At 72.2% G+C, this 22,830-nt stretch carries 18 protein-coding genes; 7 read left to right on the forward strand and 11 right to left on the reverse strand.

Annotation, left to right across the window (positions count from 1 at the left end):
• Positions 1-184: 184 nt before the first annotated feature.
• On the reverse strand, positions 185-2,284 hold the full coding sequence (locus tag ACZ6NC_RS04975) for a transglycosylase domain-containing protein (protein ID WP_465729059.1): 2,100 nt from the start codon (positions 2,282-2,284) through the stop codon (positions 185-187).
• An 863-nt stretch (positions 2,285-3,147) separates the two neighbouring features.
• The gene (locus ACZ6NC_RS04980; protein WP_465729061.1) at positions 3,148-3,885 is read right to left on the reverse strand and encodes a dienelactone hydrolase family protein; all 738 of its coding nucleotides are present in this window, start codon (positions 3,883-3,885) and stop codon (positions 3,148-3,150) included.
• Between the two features lie 438 nt (positions 3,886-4,323).
• On the opposite strand from ACZ6NC_RS04980, the gene ACZ6NC_RS04985 reads away from it, so the two are divergent.
• Positions 4,324-5,154, forward strand: coding sequence for a helix-turn-helix transcriptional regulator (locus ACZ6NC_RS04985; RefSeq protein ID WP_465729063.1), 831 nt, complete (start codon positions 4,324-4,326; stop codon positions 5,152-5,154).
• Here the strand turns inward: ACZ6NC_RS04985 and ACZ6NC_RS04990 are convergent.
• From ACZ6NC_RS04990 to ACZ6NC_RS05000, 3 genes are all read right to left on the reverse strand, one after another.
• A complete protein-coding gene (locus ACZ6NC_RS04990; protein WP_465729065.1) occupies positions 5,141-6,727 on the reverse strand; it encodes an MFS transporter in 1,587 nt (528 codons plus the stop codon). The two genes, ACZ6NC_RS04985 and ACZ6NC_RS04990, sit on opposite strands and share 14 nt — an antisense overlap.
• A 313-nt stretch (positions 6,728-7,040) precedes the next feature.
• On the reverse strand, positions 7,041-8,294 hold the full coding sequence (locus tag ACZ6NC_RS04995) for a glycosyltransferase 87 family protein (RefSeq protein WP_465729067.1): 1,254 nt from the start codon (positions 8,292-8,294) through the stop codon (positions 7,041-7,043).
• Positions 8,295-8,745: 451 nt separating this feature from the next.
• Positions 8,746-9,141, reverse strand: coding sequence for a RidA family protein (locus ACZ6NC_RS05000; protein WP_465729069.1), 396 nt, complete (start codon positions 9,139-9,141; stop codon positions 8,746-8,748).
• Between the two features lie 72 nt (positions 9,142-9,213).
• On the opposite strand from ACZ6NC_RS05000, the gene ACZ6NC_RS05005 reads away from it, so the two are divergent.
• Together ACZ6NC_RS05005 and ACZ6NC_RS05010 are read left to right on the forward strand one after the other, a co-directional pair.
• A complete protein-coding gene (locus ACZ6NC_RS05005) occupies positions 9,214-10,137 on the forward strand; it encodes a LysR family transcriptional regulator (RefSeq protein ID WP_465729071.1) in 924 nt (307 codons plus the stop codon).
• 320 nt (positions 10,138-10,457) lie between these two features.
• On the forward strand, positions 10,458-12,788 hold the full coding sequence (locus tag ACZ6NC_RS05010) for a calcium-binding protein (RefSeq protein ID WP_465729073.1): 2,331 nt from the start codon (positions 10,458-10,460) through the stop codon (positions 12,786-12,788).
• A gap of 123 nt (positions 12,789-12,911) precedes the next feature.
• On the opposite strand, the gene ACZ6NC_RS05015 is transcribed toward ACZ6NC_RS05010, so the two are convergent.
• Positions 12,912-14,123: an ROK family transcriptional regulator gene (locus tag ACZ6NC_RS05015; RefSeq protein WP_465729075.1), complete on the reverse strand. Its 1,212-nt coding sequence runs from the start codon at positions 14,121-14,123 to the stop codon at positions 12,912-12,914.
• A 302-nt stretch (positions 14,124-14,425) separates the two neighbouring features.
• On the reverse strand, positions 14,426-15,271 hold the full coding sequence (locus ACZ6NC_RS05020; protein WP_465729077.1) for an SDR family NAD(P)-dependent oxidoreductase: 846 nt from the start codon (positions 15,269-15,271) through the stop codon (positions 14,426-14,428).
• A gap of 88 nt (positions 15,272-15,359) precedes the next feature.
• Here ACZ6NC_RS05020 and ACZ6NC_RS05025 point away from each other — a divergent pair, with 88 nt between their 5' ends.
• A complete protein-coding gene (locus ACZ6NC_RS05025) occupies positions 15,360-15,830 on the forward strand; it encodes a MarR family winged helix-turn-helix transcriptional regulator (protein ID WP_465729079.1) in 471 nt (156 codons plus the stop codon).
• A gap of 127 nt (positions 15,831-15,957) precedes the next feature.
• Positions 15,958-17,772, forward strand: a complete 1,815-nt coding sequence (locus ACZ6NC_RS05030) for a SpoIIE family protein phosphatase (RefSeq protein ID WP_465729081.1) — start codon at positions 15,958-15,960, stop codon at positions 17,770-17,772.
• Positions 17,773-17,816: 44 nt separating this feature from the next.
• Here ACZ6NC_RS05030 and ACZ6NC_RS05035 read toward each other — a convergent pair whose 3' ends face one another.
• The gene (locus tag ACZ6NC_RS05035) at positions 17,817-18,281 is read right to left on the reverse strand and encodes a cupin domain-containing protein (RefSeq protein ID WP_465729083.1); all 465 of its coding nucleotides are present in this window, start codon (positions 18,279-18,281) and stop codon (positions 17,817-17,819) included.
• A gap of 77 nt (positions 18,282-18,358) precedes the next feature.
• Here ACZ6NC_RS05035 and ACZ6NC_RS05040 point away from each other — a divergent pair, with 77 nt between their 5' ends.
• Complete coding sequence (locus ACZ6NC_RS05040) at positions 18,359-18,949, forward strand: TetR/AcrR family transcriptional regulator (RefSeq protein WP_465729085.1); 591 nt, start codon at positions 18,359-18,361, stop codon at positions 18,947-18,949.
• Positions 18,950-19,070: 121 nt separating this feature from the next.
• Here ACZ6NC_RS05040 and ACZ6NC_RS05045 read toward each other — a convergent pair whose 3' ends face one another.
• The gene (locus ACZ6NC_RS05045) at positions 19,071-20,264 is read right to left on the reverse strand and encodes a trans-sulfuration enzyme family protein (RefSeq protein WP_465729087.1); all 1,194 of its coding nucleotides are present in this window, start codon (positions 20,262-20,264) and stop codon (positions 19,071-19,073) included.
• Positions 20,265-20,416: 152 nt separating this feature from the next.
• Here ACZ6NC_RS05045 and ACZ6NC_RS05050 point away from each other — a divergent pair, with 152 nt between their 5' ends.
• Positions 20,417-20,851, forward strand: coding sequence for a VOC family protein (locus ACZ6NC_RS05050; protein WP_465729089.1), 435 nt, complete (start codon positions 20,417-20,419; stop codon positions 20,849-20,851).
• A gap of 179 nt (positions 20,852-21,030) precedes the next feature.
• On the opposite strand, the gene lepB is transcribed toward ACZ6NC_RS05050, so the two are convergent.
• Together lepB and ACZ6NC_RS05060 are read right to left on the reverse strand one after the other, a co-directional pair.
• A complete protein-coding gene (gene lepB / locus ACZ6NC_RS05055) occupies positions 21,031-22,089 on the reverse strand; it encodes a signal peptidase I (RefSeq protein WP_465729091.1) in 1,059 nt (352 codons plus the stop codon).
• Positions 22,090-22,141: 52 nt separating this feature from the next.
• Complete coding sequence (locus ACZ6NC_RS05060) at positions 22,142-22,780, reverse strand: helix-turn-helix domain-containing protein (protein ID WP_465729093.1); 639 nt, start codon at positions 22,778-22,780, stop codon at positions 22,142-22,144.
• Positions 22,781-22,830 lie beyond the last annotated feature (50 nt).

Here is a 22,830-nt window from a genome sequence, read left to right on the forward strand (position 1 = left end):
GGGCACTTCAGTGGGCGCCTTCAGGAAGGCCTTGTCCTTGGCTTGTGTGCCCCCCCCCCCCCTCCCCTCCCAGCGGGGGGCCGGGCCCCCGGGGCCTGGCGGGGACAGCCCGCGCGGGACCGGTCCCCGGACCCCGGACCGCGGACAGCGGCGCCGCCGCCGGCGGCCCCGGGGGTCACCGCTGTCAGTGCTGCGTGGCGGGCGGGGTGGTGGGCGGGGTGGTGGCCGGCGAGCCCGTACCGGTCTCGGTGGAGGTCGGGTCGGTCTTGGGGGCCGGGTCGGGGATGTCGGCCATCGGCAGGGACTGCTGGGGCGTGCCTCGCAGGGCCTTGTTCATGGCGTCCCGCCAGATCGGTCCGGGGCCGTCGGCGCCGAACACCTCGGTGCGGTACTTCCCGTTGATGGTGATGCCGCGCATCTCGACGCCGCCGTCGGGGCCGCCGAGCCAGACGGCGGTGGCGAGTTGCGGGGTGTAGCCGTTGAACCAGGCGGCCTTCTTGTGGTCCGAGGTGCCGGTCTTGCCGGCGATCTGTCGGCCGCCCTCCAGGCTGAGCGCCGCGCCGGTGCCGTTGTTCTCGGTCACGCCGTTCAGGATCGTGTTGATCGCTTGCGCCGTCTGCTCGGAGAACGCCTTCTCGCAGCGGCCGGCCGGGGTGGGGACGTCCTTGCCGTCCACCGTGGTGATCTTGTTGATAGCGATCGGGGCGCAGTGCGTGCCTTGGGCGGCGAAGGTCGCGTAGACGTTGGCCATGGTCAGCGGGCTCATCTCCTCGACGCCCAGGGCCATCGCGGGGACCTCCTCCAGGGGCTTGCCGCTGGCCTTGGCGGTGACGCCGAGCTTGTTGGCCATCTGCTTGACCGAGCAGAGGCCGATCTCCTGCTCCATCTGCACGAAGTAGGTGTTGACCGAGAGCGCCATCGCCTGCTTCAGCTGGTACGGGCCCTTCTCGTTCGCGGATTCGTTGGGCACCACCGCCTTGGGCCTGGCCTCGTTCCTCCAGGTCCCCTCGCAGGTCTTCATCGTCGGGTACTCGAGCCTGTTCGGGGACGAGTACTCCCGGGTCGCCGGCAGCCCCGCCTCCAGCGCCGCGGCCGCGACGACCGGCTTGAACGTGGACCCGGGCTGGAAGCCGTTGCCGCCGCCCATCGCCGCGTCGACGTTGAGGTTGACGACGGTCTCGTTCTTGCTCGTCGCAAGGCCGTACGGGCGGGTCTGGGCCATCGCCAATATCTTGCCGCTGCCCGGCTCGACCATGGTGGCGGCGGCCGAGACGCTGTCGGTGATCCGCACGTTGTCGCTCACAGCGCTCTGGGCGGCGGCCTGCTTGGCGGGGTCGAGGGTGGTGTAGATGTTCAAGCCGCCCTGGTCCCAGAACTTCTTCCGGTCGGCGGCGGTCTTGCCGAACACCGGGTCCTGCTTGACCACATGGCGCACGTAGTCGCAGAAGAAGCCCATCCCGGCGTTGGCGGTGATGCAGCCGTGCTGCGGCTCCTTGTACTTCAGGCCCAGCGGGGCGGCCTTGGCCTCCTTGGCCTGGTCCGCGGTGATGTGCTTGTTCTCCAGCAGCTTGTCGATCACCACGTCACGGCGGTTCTGCGCGGCCTGCGGGTGCAGCTTCGGATCGTAGGCCGACGGGTTCTGCACCAGCCCGGCCAGCGTGGCGGCCTCGGCGATGGTCAGATCCTTGTTGCTCTTGCTGAAGTACCGCTGGGAGGCGGCCTCCACGCCGTAGGCGCCGTTCCCGTAGTACGTGATGTTGAGGTAGTTGGTGAGGATCTGCTCCTTGGTCAGCTCCTCCTCCAGCTTGATCGAGACCTTCAGCTCCTGGATCTTGCGACCGAGGGTCTTGCGCTGGGCCTCGCGGACGGCGGCCTGGTCCTCGCCGGCCTGCTCGACGTTGACGTTCTTCACGTACTGCTGGGTCAGCGTCGAGGCGCCCTGCGAGGCGGTGCCGCTCTCCGCGTTCTTGCCGATCGCGCGGAGCACGCCCTTGAGGTCGACGGCGCCGTGCTCGTAGAAGCGGGCGTCCTCGATGTCGACCTGCGCCTGCCGCATGAACGGCGACATCTGGTCGGCGGCGAGCACCGTGCGGTCGCGCTCGTAGACCTTGGCGATCAGCCCGCCCTTGGCGTCGAAGATCTGGGTGGCCTGGGTCAGCGGCGGGGTCTTGAAGTCGTCCGGAATGTCGTCGAACCCCTCCGCGGTCTCCTTCGCGGCCAGTCCGAGCGCCCCGGCGGCGGGCAGGGCCATGCCGGCGAGCAGTGCGCCGGACACCACGCTCACACCCAGGAAGGTCGCCCCGTAGCGGGCCAGCCGAAGCGGCGAATTGCGAGACGGGCGGGGAGCCGCGCTATCGGATGAATTCCATATCGGGGGGAGATTCGATTCCATGTCGAAATGCTAGCCTTCGCACCCCGCGGATCGAACGGTTTGTCACACGGGGCTGTCACAGCTGTGCAACAGACATGGGAAGTCGATCCCGGAACATCAAGTCGTATACGTACTCAATGGACGTGCCGGAAATGCGGGCTGCCTGCAACCAATTCATCCCCGGTCAGCGACATGGACCCGGAGGAATCCTGTGGAGGAATCCGTCGACGGCGAATGCACGCCGGCCCCTGCTGCTCACCTGCTGCTCACCCGTGCGTCCGTGGCTTCGCGTACGGCGTCCCTCCCTCTCACGGCCCTGACATCACTTGGATGCCGCGAGTGGGGCGAAAGGTTGCGTACGCCCGGGAATCCCCGCGGCCGACTTCGGGCGGCCCGTCGCCCACCCGCTCCGCCGGGGCGCTCGACGCGTCCTTGAGACCGAGGCAGCGCCCCGTCGTTCGCCCTTGTCCGGCCGATGGCGCCAACTGTCCTGCCGGGCGCGGGCCCGGGGTCGGGCGGGGCAAACCCGGACCGACCGGGGCGGGTGGTGGAAATCACCCGCGAATTTGTCCGGCCGGGCCGCGCGATTATCCTGCTGCCCCCTCCGACGCCGGGTCGACGACATGCCGCCATGACGACTCCAGTTCGCGCCGGAACAGCCCGAAGGGGCAATCCGAAGTGCCCCGCGGGGCCACTGTCGCAGTGCGACGTCCGGCTGCCCCCCGCCGCATCGGCGCGGGGCAGCCGGGTGCCCCGGTCACCGTGGGGCCGCGGCCCTAACCGAGCTGCCGTGCGAAGAACTGCAGCGAGCTGTCCGTCTCGAACGCGGGGATCTCCCCGTGCTTGCCGGGGTTGGCGTGCAGTGTCTTCTCGGTCGACGCCAGGGCGTCGAACAGAGCCAGGCCCTGGGCCCGCGGGACCAGGTGGTCGTCCCACTGGAGCAGAAACTGCACCGGGGCGGTGACCTTGGCTGCGGTGTCGGCCAGCCCGTGTACGCCGAGCAGGCCCAGGACGGCCGCGCGGATCCGGGGTTCCGCGGCGAGCAGCGGCAGACCGAGGCCGCAGCCCATCGACATGCCCCAGTAGCCGACCGGGCCGGCTCCCACGTGGTCGAGTTCCTGGACCGCGGTGATGACCGCCTGCCAGTCGGCGACGACCTGGCCGGCCAGGAGGTCGTGCAGGCCGGCGACCAGCGCGGTCGGGTCCTCGCCGGCGACCATCCGGGCCCGCATCTCGGTCGTGACCCGGACGAACTCCTCGCCCTTCGGCCGGTCGCCGTGGTTCGGCGCGTCGATCGCGGCGACGGCATAGCCGCCTTCGGTGACGAAGTGGGCCGCGCGGGCCTGGATACCGGGGGCCTTCTTGTGCTGCCCGCCGCCGTGCCCCATCAGGATCAGGGGGCGGGGGTCCACTGCGTGTTCCGGCGTCCACAGCACACCGGGAATCTCACCGATGGTGAACAGCTGCTCGGTGACGCCGTCCGACGACGTCTCGGAGATGGAGGTGAAGCGCATAGCGTTGCAAAGCCTTTCGGGATGCCTTTGCGGGCGCTCCCTAGACCATGCAAGGGAGGGAGCCCCGACCTGTGACAGCGTTGATCGGTCTCACCTCCTTGGGTATGCAGTAGTGCACGGCGACGCCGAAGGTATCACACAGACATCGCAGGGCAAACGTCGTTTGACGTGGCACCAGCTCGCCGGGCCGACCGCGAAGTTACCGAACCGGACGATCAACCGGACGTTTCGGACCGGACGGTCTCCGACACGTCGGCGGGCAGCCCGCATTCAGCGGCCAGGGGCCGGACGTTGGCGTCATTGCGCATCCTGAAGAGGCGTCCGAACACGTCGTGGTTCCTGGTGATGTCGAGGAGGAAGAGGGAGATGATCGCCCTCCTCGTGGAAGTGTTCCCACCGCCGGCGGTCATCCGTTGAGCCACAAGTAGAGTTGGGGCTGTGATCGGTGAAACGCACTTCACTGTCGATTGTCCGGCCTTCGCCGTCGCGAGCATGGTCGTCGCGCTCGAGCCGGGAACCAACATCCCCGCCCATGAACACCCTCAGCATCAGCTGACTTGGGCGCCGAGCGGCCCGCTCACGATCGAGGTCGACAACTTGCGCTGGGTGGTCCAGCGTTCGCGCGCATTGTGGATACCCGGCGGTGTGGACCACGCCGTCGTCCCAAGCTCCTCCTCCGCGATGTTTTCGCTGTACTTCGAGCCGGACGACTGCCCGCTGCGCTGGAAAGCCCCGACCGTCATCGACGCCACCGGACTGGTCGGACCGCTGCTGTCCCACCTCGTGGAACTCGGCGGAGGCGCCGTGGAGCATCGTGCCCGGGTCACGGCCGTGCTGTGGGACCTGATGAAGCCCATGTCGGTCGCCACGATCCCGACCATCCTCCCCACCGATCCCCTGGCCCTCCGGGTCGCGCTCGCCATCAAGCAGGACCCCGCCGACCCCCGGGATCTGGAGGAGTGGGGCCGGGAGGTCGGCGCGTCGCCGCGCACCCTCTCGCGCCGGTTCCGCGCCGAGACCGGGGTGAGCTTCAGCAGTTGGCGGACCAACGAACGGCTCAACGCGGCGCTGCCCATGCTGGGCATGGGACAGCCGATCTCCCGGGTCGCCCGCGCGGTCGGCTACCAGAGCGCCAGCGCCTTCATCACCGCGTTCCGACGGGAAGTGGGCACCACTCCCGCCGCGTACTTCAGCGGGAGTGGTGCCACATCCGCGATCACACAGGCGCCGGCTCCGACTCCTGTTCAGACGCCTGCTACTGCCGGCTGACCCGGCCGCGGTCGATGGCGAAGGCGATTGCCGCGATCACCACGGAGACCGCACCGATGACCGCGCCCAGGGTCGTCATGGAGTTCAGCGCGTCGATCGATGCGCTGTCGGCGACGCGGGTCAGCGCGGGCACGGCGTCGTGGAACTGCGACGGCACCGCCTCGACCACCTCATGTCCGGCCCCGGACCCGACCTGGTGGACGAACTGTTCCTTCAGCTCCTGCGGCACCGCGCCGACCCCGGGGACCGCCGCGAGCCCGGACTCCGCCTTGTCCTCGGCGACGTGGCTGAAGATCGCACCGAGCCCGGCAATACCCATGGCCATGCCGACCTGCCGCAGGGTGCCGAAGGTGGCACTGGCCATACCCGCGTTCTCCTGCGAGGCGAAGGTCAGCGACGCGGCCTGGTTGAGCGCGGTGAGCGCGCCGATGCCCACACCACCGATGATCATGCCGGGCAGGAAGTGGATCCAGCTGTCGTCGTGACCGAAGTTGCCCAACAGGTACATGCCCGCGGTCACCAACACCATCGTGCCCGTCAGCCCGACCCCGATCGACACACGCTTGGCGAAGATGGCGGTCACGGGTGCGGCGATCATCGCGCAGAGGCTGATCGGCAGCAACCGCAGGCCCATCTCCAACGGCGTGCAGCCGAGCGCGCCCATCAGGAACAGCGCCAGGTAGGTGGCCGCGGCCATCAGTGTGGCCATGTGCGCGATCGACACGATCGCGGTGCCGGTGAAGCCGGGCTTCTTCGCCATCGAGATGTCGAAGAGCGGGTACTTGGCCCGCGTCTGCCAGACCAGGAATGCGATCAGCAGGACGACCCCGATGACGATCAGGGAGATGACCGTCCCCGACGTCCAGCCGAGCGCGTGACTCCGCGTCAGGGCGAACACGCCGGCCACGAGGCCCCCGGTGAGCAGCAGCGAACCCAGCCAGTCGGCGCGGTGGTCCGGGGTACTCGCCGTCTCGGGCATCTTCAGCGCGGCCAGCACGGTGATGGCGATGCCGATCGGCACGTTGATGAGGAAGATCGAGCGCCAGCCGAACTGAGTGACCAGCGCACCGCCGATGACCGGGCCGAGGACGGTCGCGCTCGCCATGACGGCCCCGTAGATGCCGATCGCCTTCGCCCGGGCCCCGGTCTCGGGGAACGCGACCGCCAGCAGCGGCAGCGCGGTGGCGAACAGCATGGCGGCGCCGATGCCCTGCACCACCCGTAGGACGTCGAGCTGCACGATGCTGCCCGCCAGCGTCATCGCCAGCGACGAAGCGGTGAACACGAGCATGCCGGCCACGTACATACGCCTGCGTCCGAACCGGTCGCCGAGCGTGGCGAAGGTCAGCAGAACGCCGGCCAGCGGGATCGAGTAGGCGTCGACAACCCACTGCAGCCCGTCGATGGAGGCGTCGAAGTCCGAGCGGATCTCGCCGAGCGCGGCGGAGACGACCATTGCGTCGAGCATCAGCATGAAGATCGCGACGCAGACCATGAACAGCACCAGCCCGGGTCGGCGTGGCGCGACGTCGACCGGCGTTGAACCGCGCGCAGTCGTCGCAGTCGAGGACATGAGGACTCCCTGGAATCAGGCATGGATGTCAGCTGCGGAGAAAGCACCTGTGCACCGGGGCTGCCGCCCTGATCACGCTAGATCCTCAAGAGGTCTGACAGGAACGGCGTATGAGGACAGCCGATTTCGCGTAGCGGACACCTTCAGCCCGGGAGAGCTGGGCGATTTCGCGTAGCGGACACGCGGCGACACCGTCGTCAGCTGCCCGTGGCGACGACCCGTCCCTCGCCCGGTGAACGTCCGCGTCCCGGCCGGCACCCTTCGCGAGGGGCCGGCCGGGACGGCCGCGATGACGCCGGGGAGGCGTTGAGGGTCAGCTCTGGGCCCACTCCTGGGCGCGGCCGACGGGCGACGCGGGCGAGCCCCTGAACTCCACGGCCGTGGCCCGGAGTACGGCCATCAATGCCAGCAGCATCAGCACGCCGTGAGCCGGCATCGACAGGTAGGGCGACACGTCGGGGGCGATGAACTTGAGGTAGCTGCCGAGGGACGACAACTGCACCAGGACCGGCACGTACCAGAGTTGCCGGGGCCGCTGGAAGGCGACGATCACACTGAGCACGTCGGCGACGTAGAAGTAGCGCTCGTGCATGGACGGCAGCAGGAACGGCACCGCGATCGCGGAGGCGGTGGCCAGCAGCAGGACCTTGGTGTCCGTGAGCGCCGGCCTCCCGTCCCGGCCCGCCGCACCGCCGGCCCGCCGGACGGACCACACCGCCAGCCCGACCAGTACCAGCACCACCGCGCCCGCGACCAGGACGCCGGCGCCCCGAACGGCATCCTCATCAGCCTGCGGCACGGAGACGAACTGGTAGACGGACGGCGCGTTGAGCGTGAGCTGCTTGTACGTGTCCGGCTGCCGGGTGTACACCGTCAGCAGCTGCCACGGGTCGGCGCCGAGCAGGAAGGCGGGGACGTCGAGCGCCACATACGCCGCCGGGACGGCCAGCAGGCTCGACCAGGGGATCCGCTTCACCAGGACCAGCACCAGCAGGAGCGGGAAAAGGAAGACCGCCTGGAGCTTGAACGCCAGCGCGATCCCGAAGAACGCGCACGCCCACCAGGGCCGGTCGCGGAGCACGTGGTAGACGCCGCCGACCAGGAAGGTCGTGAAGATCGCGTCGGCCTGGCCCCACCAGCCGCTGTTGGTCACGACCGTGGGCAGGAAGAGGACGACCACCGCCGCACCGACGGCGTACCCGGGCCGCTGCGGCCGCCGCAGGGCGACGATGCGGAACGCGTAGGACGCCAGCGCCAGGTCGAACAGGATCGAGATCCACTTGATGCCCGCCAGCGCCGGCACCGGCAGGTAGGTGAGCGCGGCCATGAGGTAGAGGTACGGGACGTTGTAGTCCGAGAAATCCGCGTTGCTGAGGGCGCCGAACCCGCCGTGATCCGCGATGTACTGGTACCAGGGGCCGAGGAAGTAGTAGTAGTCCGACGACTCGCTGTCCAGCAGGAGGATTCTGACCAAGAGCGCGGCCATCACTGCGGATATCGCGGTCAGAGCCAAGACCGTCGGGTCGGCCGCACCTCGGCGCGGCTCCTCGGCGGTTATGTCGGACATCGGACTCCATTCGGGTCGGCGCGACGCCCCCTGTGGTGCGCGCTGGAAAAGGGGAAGGGCTCGTCGCGAATCCGGCCACCGCCTCGCAGAGAGTCTGCGGGCTGTCGCACGGCCTTTCGGGCCGAGGCCCCCGTCCCCAGGACAACCGGACCTGGCCCACCGGTTCCCACCTCGATCGCGGCGTCCGGCGGGTGCCACCGCATGGCGGTGTCCTCAGGCCGGCCCAAGGATGCATGTCTACCGGCGCCGCCGCGGTCCCGGGAGGTCCACAAGGGCAGGGAAGAGGGCACCACTTCGCACCCGATCGGGCACTTCCTTCCGATCGCCGGCCCGCCTCGTCCGACCTTACCCGGCCTCACAGGGGCTTTCTGACGGTCCGGACGGCTTGGTGGGGCGGGCACGATCAGAGGGCCGGTGGTCAAATGCCGGGCGCGGATACTCCTGCGGAGTTTCAGGCCTTCCGGAGGGCACGCCGGGCGTACACCTCGATCTCGATCCTCATGCGGGGATCGGCGAGGCCGCACACGAGCATCGTCGCCGCCGGCCTGATGTCTCCGAAACAGCGGCGCAGGACCGGCCAGCAGGGCTCGAAGTCCTCCCGCTCGGGCAGCAGATACCGCACCCGCACGACATCGGCGAATCCGCACCCCGCTTCGGCGAGTGCCGCTCCGATGTTGCGCAGGCACTGCTCGGCCTGCTCCACCACCTCGTCGGAGATCGTCATGGTGGCGTAGTCGAATCCGGTGGTGCCGGACACGTGCACCCAGTCGCCGTCGACCACGGCGCGGGCGTAGCCGATCTGTTCCTCGAAGGTCGAACCGCTGAGGATCGCACGTCGCTCTGTCATGCGCCGAACGCTAGGAGGCCTGCACTGATACGTCCAATACACCCACGGCCATCGTCTGATATCCCTGGGCGTATGGAGCGCCCCGAACTTCCCCTGCCGCAGCTGCACGCCTTCACCGTTCTCGCCGAGGAACTCCACTTCGGCCATGCGGCCGCGCGCCTGGGCATCGCGCAGCCGCCCCTGAGCCAGCAGATCCGCCGTCTTGAGGACAAGGTCGGCCACCCGCTGTTCAGCCGGGAACCGGGGCGCATCGCCCTCACCGCGGCGGGCCGTCAACTCCTGCCCGCCGCCCAGCGGGCCCTCACGGACCTCGCCGACGGGCTGGCGGCGGCGCGGGCCGCCGGCAGCGGGAAGGCCGGCCTGCTCCGGATCGGCTTCGCCGCCTCCCTCGCCCTCACCGTCCTGCCCGGCCTGCTGCGCACCTACCGGGAGCGGTTCCCCGGTGTGCACCTGGACATCCGCGAGATGACCACCGCGCCGCAGATCCGCGCCCTGCACGAGGGGAGCATCGACATCGGACTGCTGCGCGAACCACCTGACGAGGAGCGAGAGTTGGGCTTCGAGACCGTCCTGACGGAGAGCTTCGTGGCCGTCCTGCCCTCCGCGCACCCCCTGGCGTCCCAGCGAACCGTCCGCGTCGCCCGGCTGGCGGACTCGCCGTTCGTCCTCCTGCCCCGCGAGGTCGGCCCGCGGCTCTACGACCAGATCACCGGTCTGTGCGTCGCCGCCGGCTTCTCGCCCCGGGTGGCCCAGCACGCGACCGAATGGCAGACCGTCTGCGCGCTGGTGGAAACCGGACTTGGTGTCTCCCTGGCCCCGGCCGGCATCCGGCGGATCAGACTCAAGGGCGTGGCCTTCCGCAGGATCGAGCCCGACACGGCCCGCACCCGAGTCGCCGTCGCCTGGCGCAGGAACGACCGGAGCCCCCTGGTCACCAACCTTCTCGCGGCCGTCCTCCAGGATCCACCACACGGGGCCCGGAGCAGCGGGCCCTGACGCCGGGTCCGCTGCTCCGGGCCGTGGGCGGTCCTCACTCGTGCGGGTGGAATCCGGCCGCCAGTGGGCGCAGCGTGGCCCGGCCGTGGGGAGCCGCGGCAACGGCGGCCAGAAGCATGGCGGCCAACGCTCCGGGGCGGGGCGCTCGTCAGCCGAACGTCCGGCCCGGGGCGGCGGGTGCGTGGGGTACCCGCGAGGAGACACCGCCGCCGTGATGGTCACCGGACGCTGTGGCCGGCTGCATGACGATGAGAGGCAGAGTGGACCGCATGTCCATGCCCCTGTCCATTTCCGGTCCGCGACCAGGGTCCGGGCGAGCCTTGCCACACCGACGCAGGTCGCAGGCCGGCCGGGCCGGGGTGACGGCGGCCGCCGCCCTGGTGCTCGCACTGTCCCTCCCCGCGGTCGCGGTGGCCGCACCGGGTGACCTGGATGCCGGGTTCGGCGCGGGCGGGAAGGTCACGACGGACTTCAGCGGTGGCTCGGACGAGGCGCGCGCCGTGGCGGTGCAGACCGACGGCAAGATCGTCGCGGTCGGCTACGCCAGCGCCTTCGACGACTTCGCGCTGGCCCGCTACAACGCCGACGGCAGCCTCGACAGCGGGTTCGGCACCGGCGGCAAGGTGACCACCGACTTCAACGGCGGCTCGGACGAGGCCCGCGGGGTGGCCGTCCAGGGCGACGGGAAGATCGTCGTGGTCGGCCGCAGCGAGGTGCCCGAGGGCGGGATCGGCTGGTTCTCGCTGGCCCGCTACAACACCGACGGCAGCCTGGACGGCGGCTTCGGCACCGGCGGCAAGGTGCTCGTCGACTTCGGCAGCGGCGGCGCCGACGACGCCTACGGGGTCGCGGTGCAGACCGACGGGAAGATCGTCGCCGCCGGCACGACGGCCGGTGACTTCGCGCTGGCCCGCCTCACCGCCACCGGCGGCCTGGACGGCGGCTTCGGCGCCGGCGGCAAGGTGACCACCGACTTCAACGGCGGGGCCGACGCGGCGCGCGGGGTGGCTCTGCAGTCGGACGGGCGGATCGTCGCCGCCGGCTACACCGGCAACAACGTCGGCAACTACGACTTCGCGCTGGCCCGTTACAACACCGACGGCAGCCCCGACACCGGCTTCGACACCGACGGCAAGGTCACCACCGACTTCGGTGACGTGGAGTTCGGGCACGCGGTGGCCCTGCAGTCCGACGGACGCATCGTCACCGCCGGCTACACCGGCACCGATTTCGCGCTGGCCCGCTACAACACCAACGGCAGCCTCGACACCACCTTCAGCAGCGACGGCAAGGTCACCACCGACTTCGGGCGCAGCGAGATCGCCTACGGGGTGGCGGTCCAGCCCGACGGCCGGATCGTCGCCGCCGGCGACACCGTGGGCGTGGACTTCAGCGACTTCGCGCTGGCCCGCTACAACAGCGACGGCAGCCTGGACACCGGGTTCAGCGGTGACGGCAAGGCGACCACCGACTTCGGCGGCGGCCTCGACCACGCCCTCGGCGTGGCACTTCAGACGGACGGCAAGATCGTCGCCGCGGGCTTCAGCGGCGACGACTTCGCGTTGGCCCGCTACGAGGGTGGTGGCACGGCCCCGGTCAGCGTGGACCTCTCGGTCACCAAGACCGGACCGGCCACCGTCACCCAGGGCGCTCAGGCCGCCTACACGGTGACGGTCACCAACAACAGCACCACGTCCGCCACCGGCGTCACCCTCACCGACAGCCTCACCGGGCCGGCCACCGTGGTGTCGGCCACGCCCAGCCAGGGCACCTGCACCACCGCCTCCACCAGCGCCGGTTGCGCCCTCGGCACCCTCGCCGCCGGCGCCTCCGCCACGGTCACCGTCACCGTCGCCACCACGGCCGCGGGCACCGTCTCCGACACCGCCACCGTCAACGCCAGCCAGTCCGACCCCGTCCCCGCCAACAACACCGCCACCGCGACCACCACCGTGAACAGCGCCCCCGCCGGGGTGGACCTGTCGGTCACCAAGACCGGGCCGACCACCGCCAGCGTGGGCGACACCCCCTCCTACACGGTGACGGTCACCAACAACAGCACCGCGCCCGCCACCGGCGTCACCCTCACCGACAGCCTCACCGGGCCCGCCACCGTGGTGTCGGCCACGCCCAGCCAGGGCACCTGCACCACCAGCGCCGGTTGCGCCCTCGGCACCCTCGCCGCCGGCGCCTCCGCCACGGTCACCATCACCGTCGAACCCAGGGCCACGGGCACCGTCTCCGACACCGCCACCGTCAGCGCCACCCAGTCCGACCCCGTCCCCGCCAACAACACCGCCACCGCGACCACCACCGTGAACAACGGCCACGGCTGCACGATCATCGGCACCAGCAACGCCGACAACCTCTTCGGCACCGGCGGCAACGACGTGATCTGCGCCCTCGGCGGCAACGACTCCATCAGCGCGGGCGGCGGCAACGACACCGTCTACGCCGGTTCCGGGAACGACATGGTCGACGGCGGCGCCGGCAACGACACCCTGATCGGCGGGCCGGGAACCGACACCCTGAGCGGCGGCCTCGGCAACGACTCGCTCGACGGCGGCCCCGGCAACGACGTCCTCAACGGCGGGTCCGGCTTCGACACCTGCACCACCACCCCCGGCGACACCGTCGTCAGCTGCCCGTAGCGACGAGAAGGACACGCGGGGACCCCGTCCGATCCCCGACCGCCCCTCCTCCCGCAGGCAGGGGCGGTCGCCCGGCTCGGGAGGACGCCGCCCGTCCCGCTTGGTCAGAACGCCGAACAGGCCTCAGCCGACCAGCGCCGAGCGCCGTTCGAAGACCTCGGGGCGGGCGGTCTCCAGCGCCGTCGCGACGGCGCCCAGCAGGACCGCCTCCTCGCCCAGCTCGCTCGGGGCGAGCTTCGGCCGCAGGGGGGTGAGGCGCTGCAGTGCGCGCTCCAGGGGTTCCAGCAGCAGATCGGCGCTGTTGCCGAGACCGCCGCCGAGGACGACCAGGTCCGGGTCGAGCACGGCCGACAGGACGGCGACGGCATAGGCGAGCTGCTCGGCCTCGCGGCGCACCGCCTCCGCGGCGAGGGGGTCGCCGGAGCGGGCCGCGTCGAAGACCTGCTTGGCCGTCAGCGGGCCGCGCATGCCGAGCTCCAGTGCCGTCCGGACCACCGCGTCCGCCGCGGCCGCCTGTTCGATCGTCCCGCCCGGTTCGCCGTCGGGCCGGGCGGGCAGCGGCACGAGGCCGACCTCGCCGGCCGCGCCGTGGGCACCGGAGAGGAGTTCGCCGTCCTTCAGCACGCCCACGCCGAGGCCGGTGCCGATCAGCAGGTAGGCGAACATCCGGCTGCCGCGGCCGGCGCCGAGGGTGAACTCGCCGAGGGCGGCGAGGTTGGCGTCGTTGGCCACGGTGATCCCGGTCTCCAGGCCCTCCCCGATCCGGTCGAACAGCCCGCGTCTGCCCCAGCCGGGCAGGCTGGTGGCGTACCGGACGCCGCGCCGCTGCTCGTCCCAGACGCCGGGCGTGCCGATCACCGCGTGGACGATCTCGGCGGCGGCCAGGCCCGCCTCGGCGGTGGTCTCGCGGGCCGCGGCCACCACCGCGTCGGCCACCGCGTTGGCGGTGCGGCCCTTGTTCGGGATGTCCCGGCGGGCGACGATCCGCCCGGCGAGGTCGGCCACCGCGACGCGCAGCCGGGCCCGGCCGATGTCCACGCCGAGGACGTGGCCAGCGGTCGGGTCGGGCTCGTACAGCACGGCGGTGCGGCCTCGCTCGGGTACGAAGCGGCCGGCCTCCCGGGCCAGTCCGGCCTGTTCCAGCGCGGCGAGCGCGGTGGAGACGGTGGGCTTGGAGAGGCCGGTGTCCCGGGCGAGCTGGGCGCGCGAGGAGGGGCCGCCGGTGCGCAGCAGTTCGAGCAGCAGCCACTCGTTGTTGCTGCGCAGCCGCTGCCGGTTCCACGGTTGCGCCGGCGCCCCGCCCGGCGGAACGGTGGTCGGCAGGTGGCGGCTCATCGGGTCCTCCGGGCTGGGCGTGCTCCGCGGGCCCCGGTGGTCGGCGGCGCGCGGCGGCGCTCGGGCTCGGGCGCCGCCGCCCAAGTATGACCGGTGACCGGCCCCGCCACCGGGCTGCGGGGCAGGTGGCCCACGGGGTGGGACGCCGCCCCGGTCGCGTCAGCCGCCGGGCCGGAGCGAGCCGTTGACGGTGAGCCGGTACGGCGCGGCCGACAGGCTCCGCCCGGCCGGTTCGTCGTGGGCGACGATCGCGGCGACCGTGCCGGTCGAACCGTCGGGGACGAGCCCGCCGCCGGCCGCGGTCAGCGGACCCAGGCGCCGGTGACCTGCTGGACGGCCGAGCCGTCCAGGTCGGCGAGCTTGGCACCGACGAAGGCGCGCGCCCGGTCGGAGGTCTGCACCCGGAACGGCGGCCGCTCGGCGGTCAGGGCGTCGACCACCGTCTCGGCGGCCTCGGCGGAGGTCTGGGCCTGGTCGAAGGCGGCCCGGGTGCGCTCGACGTACACGCTCAGCGCGGGGGCGTAGGGGCCGGCGGCGGTCAGCAGCGCGGGGAGGTCGATGCCCTGGCTGGCGACGAACTCGCTGGCGACGGCGCCCGGTTCGACCACGGTGACGTGGACGCCGACGGTCGCGGCGACCGGGGCGAGCGACTCCATGAAGCCCTCGACGGCGAACTTGGCCGCGCAGTAGGCCTCGTTGAAGGGCTGGCCGACGACGCCGCCGACGCTGGTGACGGTGACGACCCGGCCGCCGGTGGCCCGCAGGTGCGGCAGCGCAGCCCGGGTGACGTCGACGACGCCGAAGAAGTTGACCTCCATCGCGGCACGGACGGGGTCGAGGCCGTCCTGTTCGATGGTGCCGACATAGCCGGCGCCCGCGTTGTTGACCACGGCGTCGAGCCGGCCGTGCCGGGCGACAACCCCGGCCAGGCAGTCGGCGACGGAGGCGGGGTCGGTGACGTCCAGCCGGGCGACCTCGACCAGGTCGGCGACGCCGGCCTCGGCGGCGGCCGCGCGCAGGGCGTCGGAGCGGCCGGGGTCGCGCATGGTCGCGACGACGTGGTAGCCGGCGCGGGCGGCGGCCACGGCGGCGGCGAGGCCGATGCCGGAGGAGGTGCCGGTGATCAGGACGGTGCGGGTGGTGGTCATGCGGAGCGCTCCCAAGCGACAGGTATGTGCGTGCACACACACCATAGGCACTATGTGCGCGCACACGCAAACAGGTAGAGTGCCGGGCATGGCGCGCACAAACCTCACCCTGGGAGACCTCACCGCCCGCGACCACGCCTTCTACGGCCTGGTCTGGGCCGGCACCACCCTCAGCGCGCGCGTCGACCAGGCCCTGGCCAAGGCCCACGACCTGCCGCTCTCCTGGTTCGAGGTGATGCTCTGGCTGCAGGGCCAGGACGAGCCGGTCGCCGCCTCCGACCTCGGCGCGAAGACCCTGCTCAGCCGCAGCCAGGTCTCCCGGGTCGCCGACTCGCTCCAGGCCCGCGGCCTGGTCGAGCGCGCCCCCTCCCCCACCGACGCCCGCTCGGTCCGCATCGCGCTCACCGCCGAGGGCCGCCGGCTCTTCGCCGAGGCCGACGCCACCCGGCGCGCCGCGCTCGCCGAGGCCTTCGACGACCGGCTGGACGACGCGGACATCGCCGCGCTGGAAACCGTCTGGGCCAAGCTGAAGCAGCCGCCCACCGGGCACGGGGCCTGAACCGGGGCGGCCGCGGGCCCCAACCGGTGACACCGCGAAGCCCGAGCCGGTTACAACATCACTACCGGCGAGTCAAAGTTTCGCCGGTCTCTGGGCGCGCCGCGGCCCGGCGCGTGATCATGGGCGTATGCGGTTCCGGTACGGCAACGGAGGAGAGGGCGCCGCCCCCGCGGGTCCGGACAGCCGGTCACTGGCGGCGGCAGCGGCGGCCCCGGCCGCGAGCGGCGAGCCCGTCACGGTGGGTGACAGCCCGGATCTGCTCCGCGAGGTCCTCGCCGCCGCTCCGGTCGGGGTCGCGCTGCTGGACGACCGGCTGCGCTGGCAGTACGTCAACGCCGCATTCGCCACCGCCACCGGGCTGCGCCGGGCCGACCTGCTCGGCCGGCCGGTCGAGAGCACGGCGTTCGCGGGCGCGGCCGGCACGCTGCGCCACGTCCTGGCCGACGGCCGCGGCCGCGAGCATGCCACCGGCGGGCCGAACGGCGCGGGCGCCCCGGTGCCGGCCGGCCTGCTGGTCCGCTACCGGCCGCTGGAGACCGGCGGGCGCGTCATCGGCGTGGTGGTCGTCGTGCTGGACGACCCCGGTCCGGAGCAGGAGCTGCGGCGCGAACTGGCACAGGCCCGGGCCCGGCTGGCGCTGCTGGACGCGGCCGCCGAGCGGATCGGCACCACGCTCGACGTCGACACCACCTGCGCCGAGCTGGCCGCCTTCGCCGTGCCCCGGCTCGCCGAGCTGGTGACCGTCGACGTCCTGCCGCCCGACTCCACCGCCCACACCGGCCGGACCGGCGGGCTGCGGCTCCACCGTGCCGCCGTCCACTGCACCGGGCGCCTGCGCGAGGCGGCGGCGGAGCCCGCCCGGCCCGGCGAGTCCGTGCGGTACCGGGAGGGATCGGCCGCCGCCCGCGCCCTGGCCGCCGGCGTCGCGGTGCTCGCGGACGGGCTCGCGGACGAGGAACTCGCCGTTGCCGCGCCCGATCCGGCCGCCCTGGCCGCCTACCGGGCCGCCGGGCTGACCTCGCTGCTCGCGGTGCCGCTGTCCGCCCGCGGCCGGCTGGTCGGCCTGCTGACCCTGGCCCGCACCGCCGCCTCGCCCGGCTTCACCCCGGACGAGGCCGCCCTCATCGGCGACCTCGCCGCCCGCGCCGCCACCGGCATCGACAACGCCCGCCGCTACACCCGCTCCCAGGGCATCGCCCTCGAACTCCAGCGGGCCCTGCTCAGCGAGCCCGGCAGCCCGCACCAGAACCTCGAACTCGCCTCCCGCTACCTGCCGTCCGGCTCCAGCTCGGTGGTCGGCGGCGACTGGTACGAGACGGTCCGGCTGCCGTTCGGCCGGACCCTGCTGGTGATGGGCGACGTCATGGGCCACGGCGTCGAGGCGGCCGTCGACATGAGCACCTACCGCTCCACCCTGCGCGACGTGGCGGGCATGGACCTGCCGCCGCACCGGATCCTGCGTCAGCTCGACACCGTCATCGCCGCCAACGAGTCCGCCCGCCCGGCGACCTGCCTGCTCGCCCTCGCCGACCCGGGCCGCGGCCGCTGGACCCTCTCCAGCGCCGGCCACCTCCCGCCCGCCCTGATCTCCCCCGGCCGCCCGACCGAACTGCTGCAGATCCCCACCGGCCCGCCCCTCGGCACCGGCCTCGGCGGCTACGAGCAGACCACCCGCGAACTGCTGCCCGGCGAAACGCTGTTGCTGTACACCGACGGCCTGGTCGAACGACGGAACGAGGACATCGACGCCTCCCTCGCCCGCCTCGCCGCCCTCCGTCTGCCCGCAGGCGGCGAGCTGGACGACCTGCTCGACGCCGTCCTGCACGCCCTCGCCCCCACCGGCCCGACCGCCCCGGCCGCCGAGGACGACATCGCCGTCCTGGCGGCCCGGCCACGACCACGGGCGGACGGGTCGGGGCCTGCGGCGGCCGCACTGCGCTGACCGCCCACGGAGCGACGACGGTGACCGCCCTCGTGCGGGGGCGCTCAGTCCCGCTCGTCGTAGCTGATGTGGTGCCGGGCCGCGATCGGGTTGATCTTCGCCGGGTCCAGCTCTCCGTCGGTGAGGACGGTGGGCCCGGCCTCGATGAGGTCCTCGACGTACTGCTCCCAACCGCCGGGCGAGGAGATCTGCAGGACGCGCGGGGGCGGGTCGGAGGCGCGGCGGAGCGCGTGCGGGATGCCGCGCGGCAGCAGGGCGAACGTTCCCTTCGGCGCCAGGTGCGTCACCTCGTCGAACTCGATCGCGAGGACACCGTCCAGCACGTAGACGCACTCGTCCGCCTGGTGGTGGGTGTGTCGCGGGATGTCCTTCGCGACGGTCACCTCCAGGAGCGAGAGCCGGCCCTCGGTGTCGGTGGTCGACGCCTTGACGGCGAACGCGGGCGGCAGCGGGATCCGCCCCGGGCGGGCGGCACCCGGTTCGAGCAGGATGAAACGACCTTCGGACATGGCTCAGCCTCTCCTCGCATGGCATAATCGGAACCGGAATCCGATTCCGTTTAGATTTAGACAGGAGAGTGGTCGCGTTGTCAACGCCGCCGACGCCCTCAACACCCGGTGCCCGCAAGCCGCGTGCCGACGCCGAACGCAACCGTGCCCGCGTCCTGGCAGCCGCGCGCGCCCTGTTCGAGGAACGCGGCGACGACGTCCAGATGCCGGAGGTGGCACGCGCCGCCGGGGTCGGCATGGGCACCGTGTACCGGCACTTCCCGACCCGGCAGGCCCTGGTCGAGGCCACCGCGGAGCACCGGTTCGCCGAGATCCTCGAATTCGCCCGCACCGAAGGCCTGCGCGACCCCGAGTCCGGACAGGGGCTGGTCCGGTACCTCCACCACGTCGGCCGGATGCTCGCCGAGGACCGGGGGCTGTCCGCGTCCCTCGCGGCGGCAGTGGGCACGTCGGCGCCCAGGGGCGAGATGCTCGCCCAACTCGAAAGCGCGGTCGGGGCACTGATCGACCAGGGGCGTGCGAGCGGCACCCTCCGGCACGATCTCACCGTCGCCGATGTCTACACCCTCGTGGGCTGCATGTCCGGAGCCATCCGCACCGGCCACGGCGACTGGCGCCGCTTCATCGAACTCGCCCTCGACGGCATCCGCCCGCGCGGGGACGCCTGACGCGGGAACGCCTGATCACGTGATCACGCGCGTCCCGGGCGGGAGCGGATGCCGTCGGGGCCTTACGGCGCAAGGCAAGCACTGCCGACGGCCGCGCCCCCGCCCGGGTGCTGACGCCTGGTCAGAGCTTGGCGAGTGCCTGGTCGAGGTCGGTCCAGAGGTCCTCGGGGTGCTCGATCCCGACCGCGAGGCGGACGGTGCCGGGGCCGATGCCGGCGGCGGCCAGTTCGGCGTCGCCCAGCTGACGGTGCGAGGTGCTGGCCGGGTGGATGATCAGGGTGTGCACGCCGCCGAGGGAGGGGGCGAGGGAGGCGAGCCGGACCGACTCGGTGAGGGCGCGGGCCGCCTCGCGGCCGCCGGCCAGGTCGAAGGCGAGCACGCCGCCGTGGCCCTCGGGCAGCAGACGGCGGGCCAACTCGTGGTCGGGGTGCGCGGGCAGGCCCGGGTAGTGGACGGCGGTGACGGCCGGGTGCGCGGCGAGCCGGCCGGCCAGGTCGAGCGCGGTGTCGCAGTGGCGGCGCATCCGCAGTGCCAGCGTCTGCATTCCACGCAGGGTCAGCCAGGCCGCGTACGGGTCGGCCGAGGCGCCCAGTTCGGTGGCGTAGTGCCAGACGGCGCGGTGCAGTTCGGGGTCGGCGAAGACGGCGACGCCCGCCAGTACGTCACCGTGGCCGCCGAGGTACTTGGTGGCGGAGTGGATCACGATGTCGGCACCGTGCTCGATGGGCCGGCAGAGCAGCGGACTGGCGAAGGTGTTGTCGACCACGCCGACCACCCCGGCCTCGCGGGCGACGGCGAGCAGAGCGGGCAGGTCGGTGACCCGGGTGGTCGGGTTGGAGATGGTCTCCAGGTGCAGCAGCCGGGTGTTGGGGCGCAGCGCGGCCCGCACCTCGGCGGGGTCGTCGCCGCGGACGTGGGTGACCTCGATGCCCCAGCGCCGGGTCAGGTCGGCGAGCATCGCGAAGGTGCCGCCATAGAGGCTCTGCTGGGCGATGACGTGGTCCCCGGAGCGCAGCAGGGCGAGCAGGACGGTGTTGATCGCGCCCATGCCGGAGGCGGTGGCGATCGCGCCTGCGCCGCCCTCCAGGCCGGCCACCGCGGTCTCCAGCGAGCGGACGGTCGGGTTGCCGAACCGGTTGTAGAAGAACGCCTGGTCCGGGGCGGTGAAGGCCTGGACCAGCGAGTCGGAGTCCTCGAAGGCGAACAGGTGGCCCTGGTGGAGCGGCACCCCCAGCGGGCGGCTGCCGGTCACCTCCTGGACGGGCGGGTGGACGGTCCGGCTCTCGGGGCGCAGCGCGCCGGGGAAGTCGTTCATGCCACCCATCCTCGACGGATGCGGGGCGCGGCGGCCAGGGCCAATCCCGGCCAGGTGGACCGGACGGCGCCCGCCGGCCGGCAGCAGCACCCCGGGCCGTGAGTCCTTCAACTCGACGGTCCGACGAAAGACCCCGCCTCTATGATGGGCCGATGCCATCGATCAAGCAGGTCCAGATCACCTTCGACTGCGCATCGCCTGAGCGCGTCGCTCGTTTCTGGTGCGAGGTGTTGGGGTACGTCGTCCCGCCGCCGCCGGAGGGGTTTGCCACCTGGGACGACTTCAATCTCTCACTGCCGCCTGAGCGTCAGGACTCGGGGTTCGTCTGCATGGATCCCTCGGGTGTGGGCCCGCGCATGTACTTCCAGCGCGTTCCTGAAGGCAAGGTCGTCAAGAACCGGGTGCATCTCGACGTGCGGGTCGGCACCGGGCTCGTGGGTGAGGAGCGCCTCGCCGTACTCGAGGCCGAATGCGCACGACTGGTCGCGCTCGGCGCGGTACGCGGGAAACTGCTGCTTGCCGATGACGAGAACGAGTCGTGCCAGTTGATGCAGGACGTCGAGGGCAACGAGTTCTGTCTCGACTGAGTGGTGTACATGCGCGATCGTGATCGGCATGGACGTCCTGCGTCCACGCGCGATGCCCTCGCGGACTGACGAGGACCCGGTCTGATCACTGGTGAGGTCGACTCTCGGCGAACGCGGCGCCCGTCGGAACCTCCCGGCCGCAGGCGAGGCGGGCCCGTCGCGTCCTTGAGCCGAGGCGGTCAGGACGTCGCACTGCCCGCCTCCTTGGCATCCGTCCGGCGGGCGGCCCGGCGGCGCTGCCAGAGGGCCGGCGGGACGACGGCAGCGAGCGCGGCGGCCTCCGGAGCCGGCAGCCCCTCCAGCGGGTCGGCGCCGCCGGCCCCGCCCACCGCACCCGTACCGGCCTGCGCCTGCTGGTTGTCGAGGGCCTTCCGGTCGAAGGTGCCGGGGACGGACAGGGTGTCCCAGTGACCCACCGGCCAGGCGACGACGAAGGCGCGCCCGATCACGTTGTCCACCGGGACGAAGCCGCCGCCGGGCTCGCTGACGTGGTAGCGGGAGTCGCGGGAGGCATTGCGGTGGTCGCCCATCACCCAGATCCGGCCCTTGGGGACCTTGACCGTGCCGACCGGCGCCTCGCCGCAGGGCGTCGCCCCCGGGTAGATGTACGGCTCGTCCAGCGCGACGCCGTTCACCTTCACCGGGCTGCCGGCGTTGCACTCGACGGTGTCGCCGCCGACCGCGATCACCCGCTTGATCAGGTCCTTCTCGTCCTGCGAGGGCATCAGGCCGACCAGGCTGAGCGCCTTCCTGATGCCCCGGACGACGGAGTTGCCGGACTCCTCCGGCGCCGTCTCCAGCCAGCCGCCCGGGTCGCGGAAGACCACCACTTCACCGCGCTCGGGCGTGGCCCCGAACCACGGGGTCAGCTTGTCGACCAGCACCCGGTCGCCCTTCTCCAGGGTGTGCTGCATCGAACCCGAGGGGATCGAGAACGCCTGCACGAAGAAGGTCTTGATGCCCAGTGAGAGCAGCAGGGCGACCACCACCAGGATCGGCAGCTCCTGCCAGAACGGGCGCTTCCTGCGCTCCGACCGACCGCGCTCCGGCTCCCCGTCGGCGTCGGGCTCAGCCCCGGTCCCAGGCTCCGGGGTGCTTCCGGACTCCGCCACGCTCTCGGACTCCGCACCGCCGCCCGCCAGTTCGTCGGTGACGATCACCTCGCTCCGGCCGGCCGCACCGCCCGGGTCCGATGCCCCACCCGCCCCGCCGGTCTCCGCAGTGTTCTCGCCACTCATCCCGGGCCCCTCCCAACGGCCTGCGGGGTCCGGACGGAACCCCCGCTGTCAGCTAACGATCGGAGGTTCCCGGCCGCGCCCGGACGTGCATGCGCTCGCCCTGGGCGCCGAACAGACTGAGGAACTCGACCGCGTTCGGCCCGGCGTTGCCGAAGGCGTGCGGGATCCGGGTGTCGAACTCGGCCGCCTCACCCGCCGTCAGCACCAAGTCCTGCAAGCCGAGCAGCAGGCGCAGCCGGCCGGCCAGGACGTACACCCACTCGTGGCCCTCGTGCACCTTGGGTTCCACCTCGGGGCCGGCCCGGAAGCCCGGGGGCATGATCTGCTTGTAGGCGTGCAGCCCGCCGAGGTGGCGGGTGAGTGGGACGAAGGTCTGGCCGCCCCGGGTGAACGGGCGGGCGTGGACCCGCGGGTCCCCGGTGGCCGGGGCGCCGACCAGCTCGTCCAGGGGGACCCGGTACTCCCGGGCCAGCGGCAGCAGCAGTTCCAGGGTGGGCTTGCGCCCGCCGGACTCCAGGCGGGAGAGGGTGCTCAGGGAGATCCCGGTGGCCTCGCTCAACCGGGCCAGGGTGGTGCCCCGTTCACGCCGCAGCGCCCGCAGCCGGGGGCCCACCGCGTCCAGGACGCTGGAGAGCTCCTCGGTGGCACCGGGTGTGTCCGCGGCATCGTCGGTGTGGTGGGAATGGGCCATGCCTACTATCTGCCGCTCCGGCAAGCGGGTTTGTCAAACGGGCAGCACCC

The organism is Kitasatospora sp. NPDC041988 (assembly GCF_055588525.1).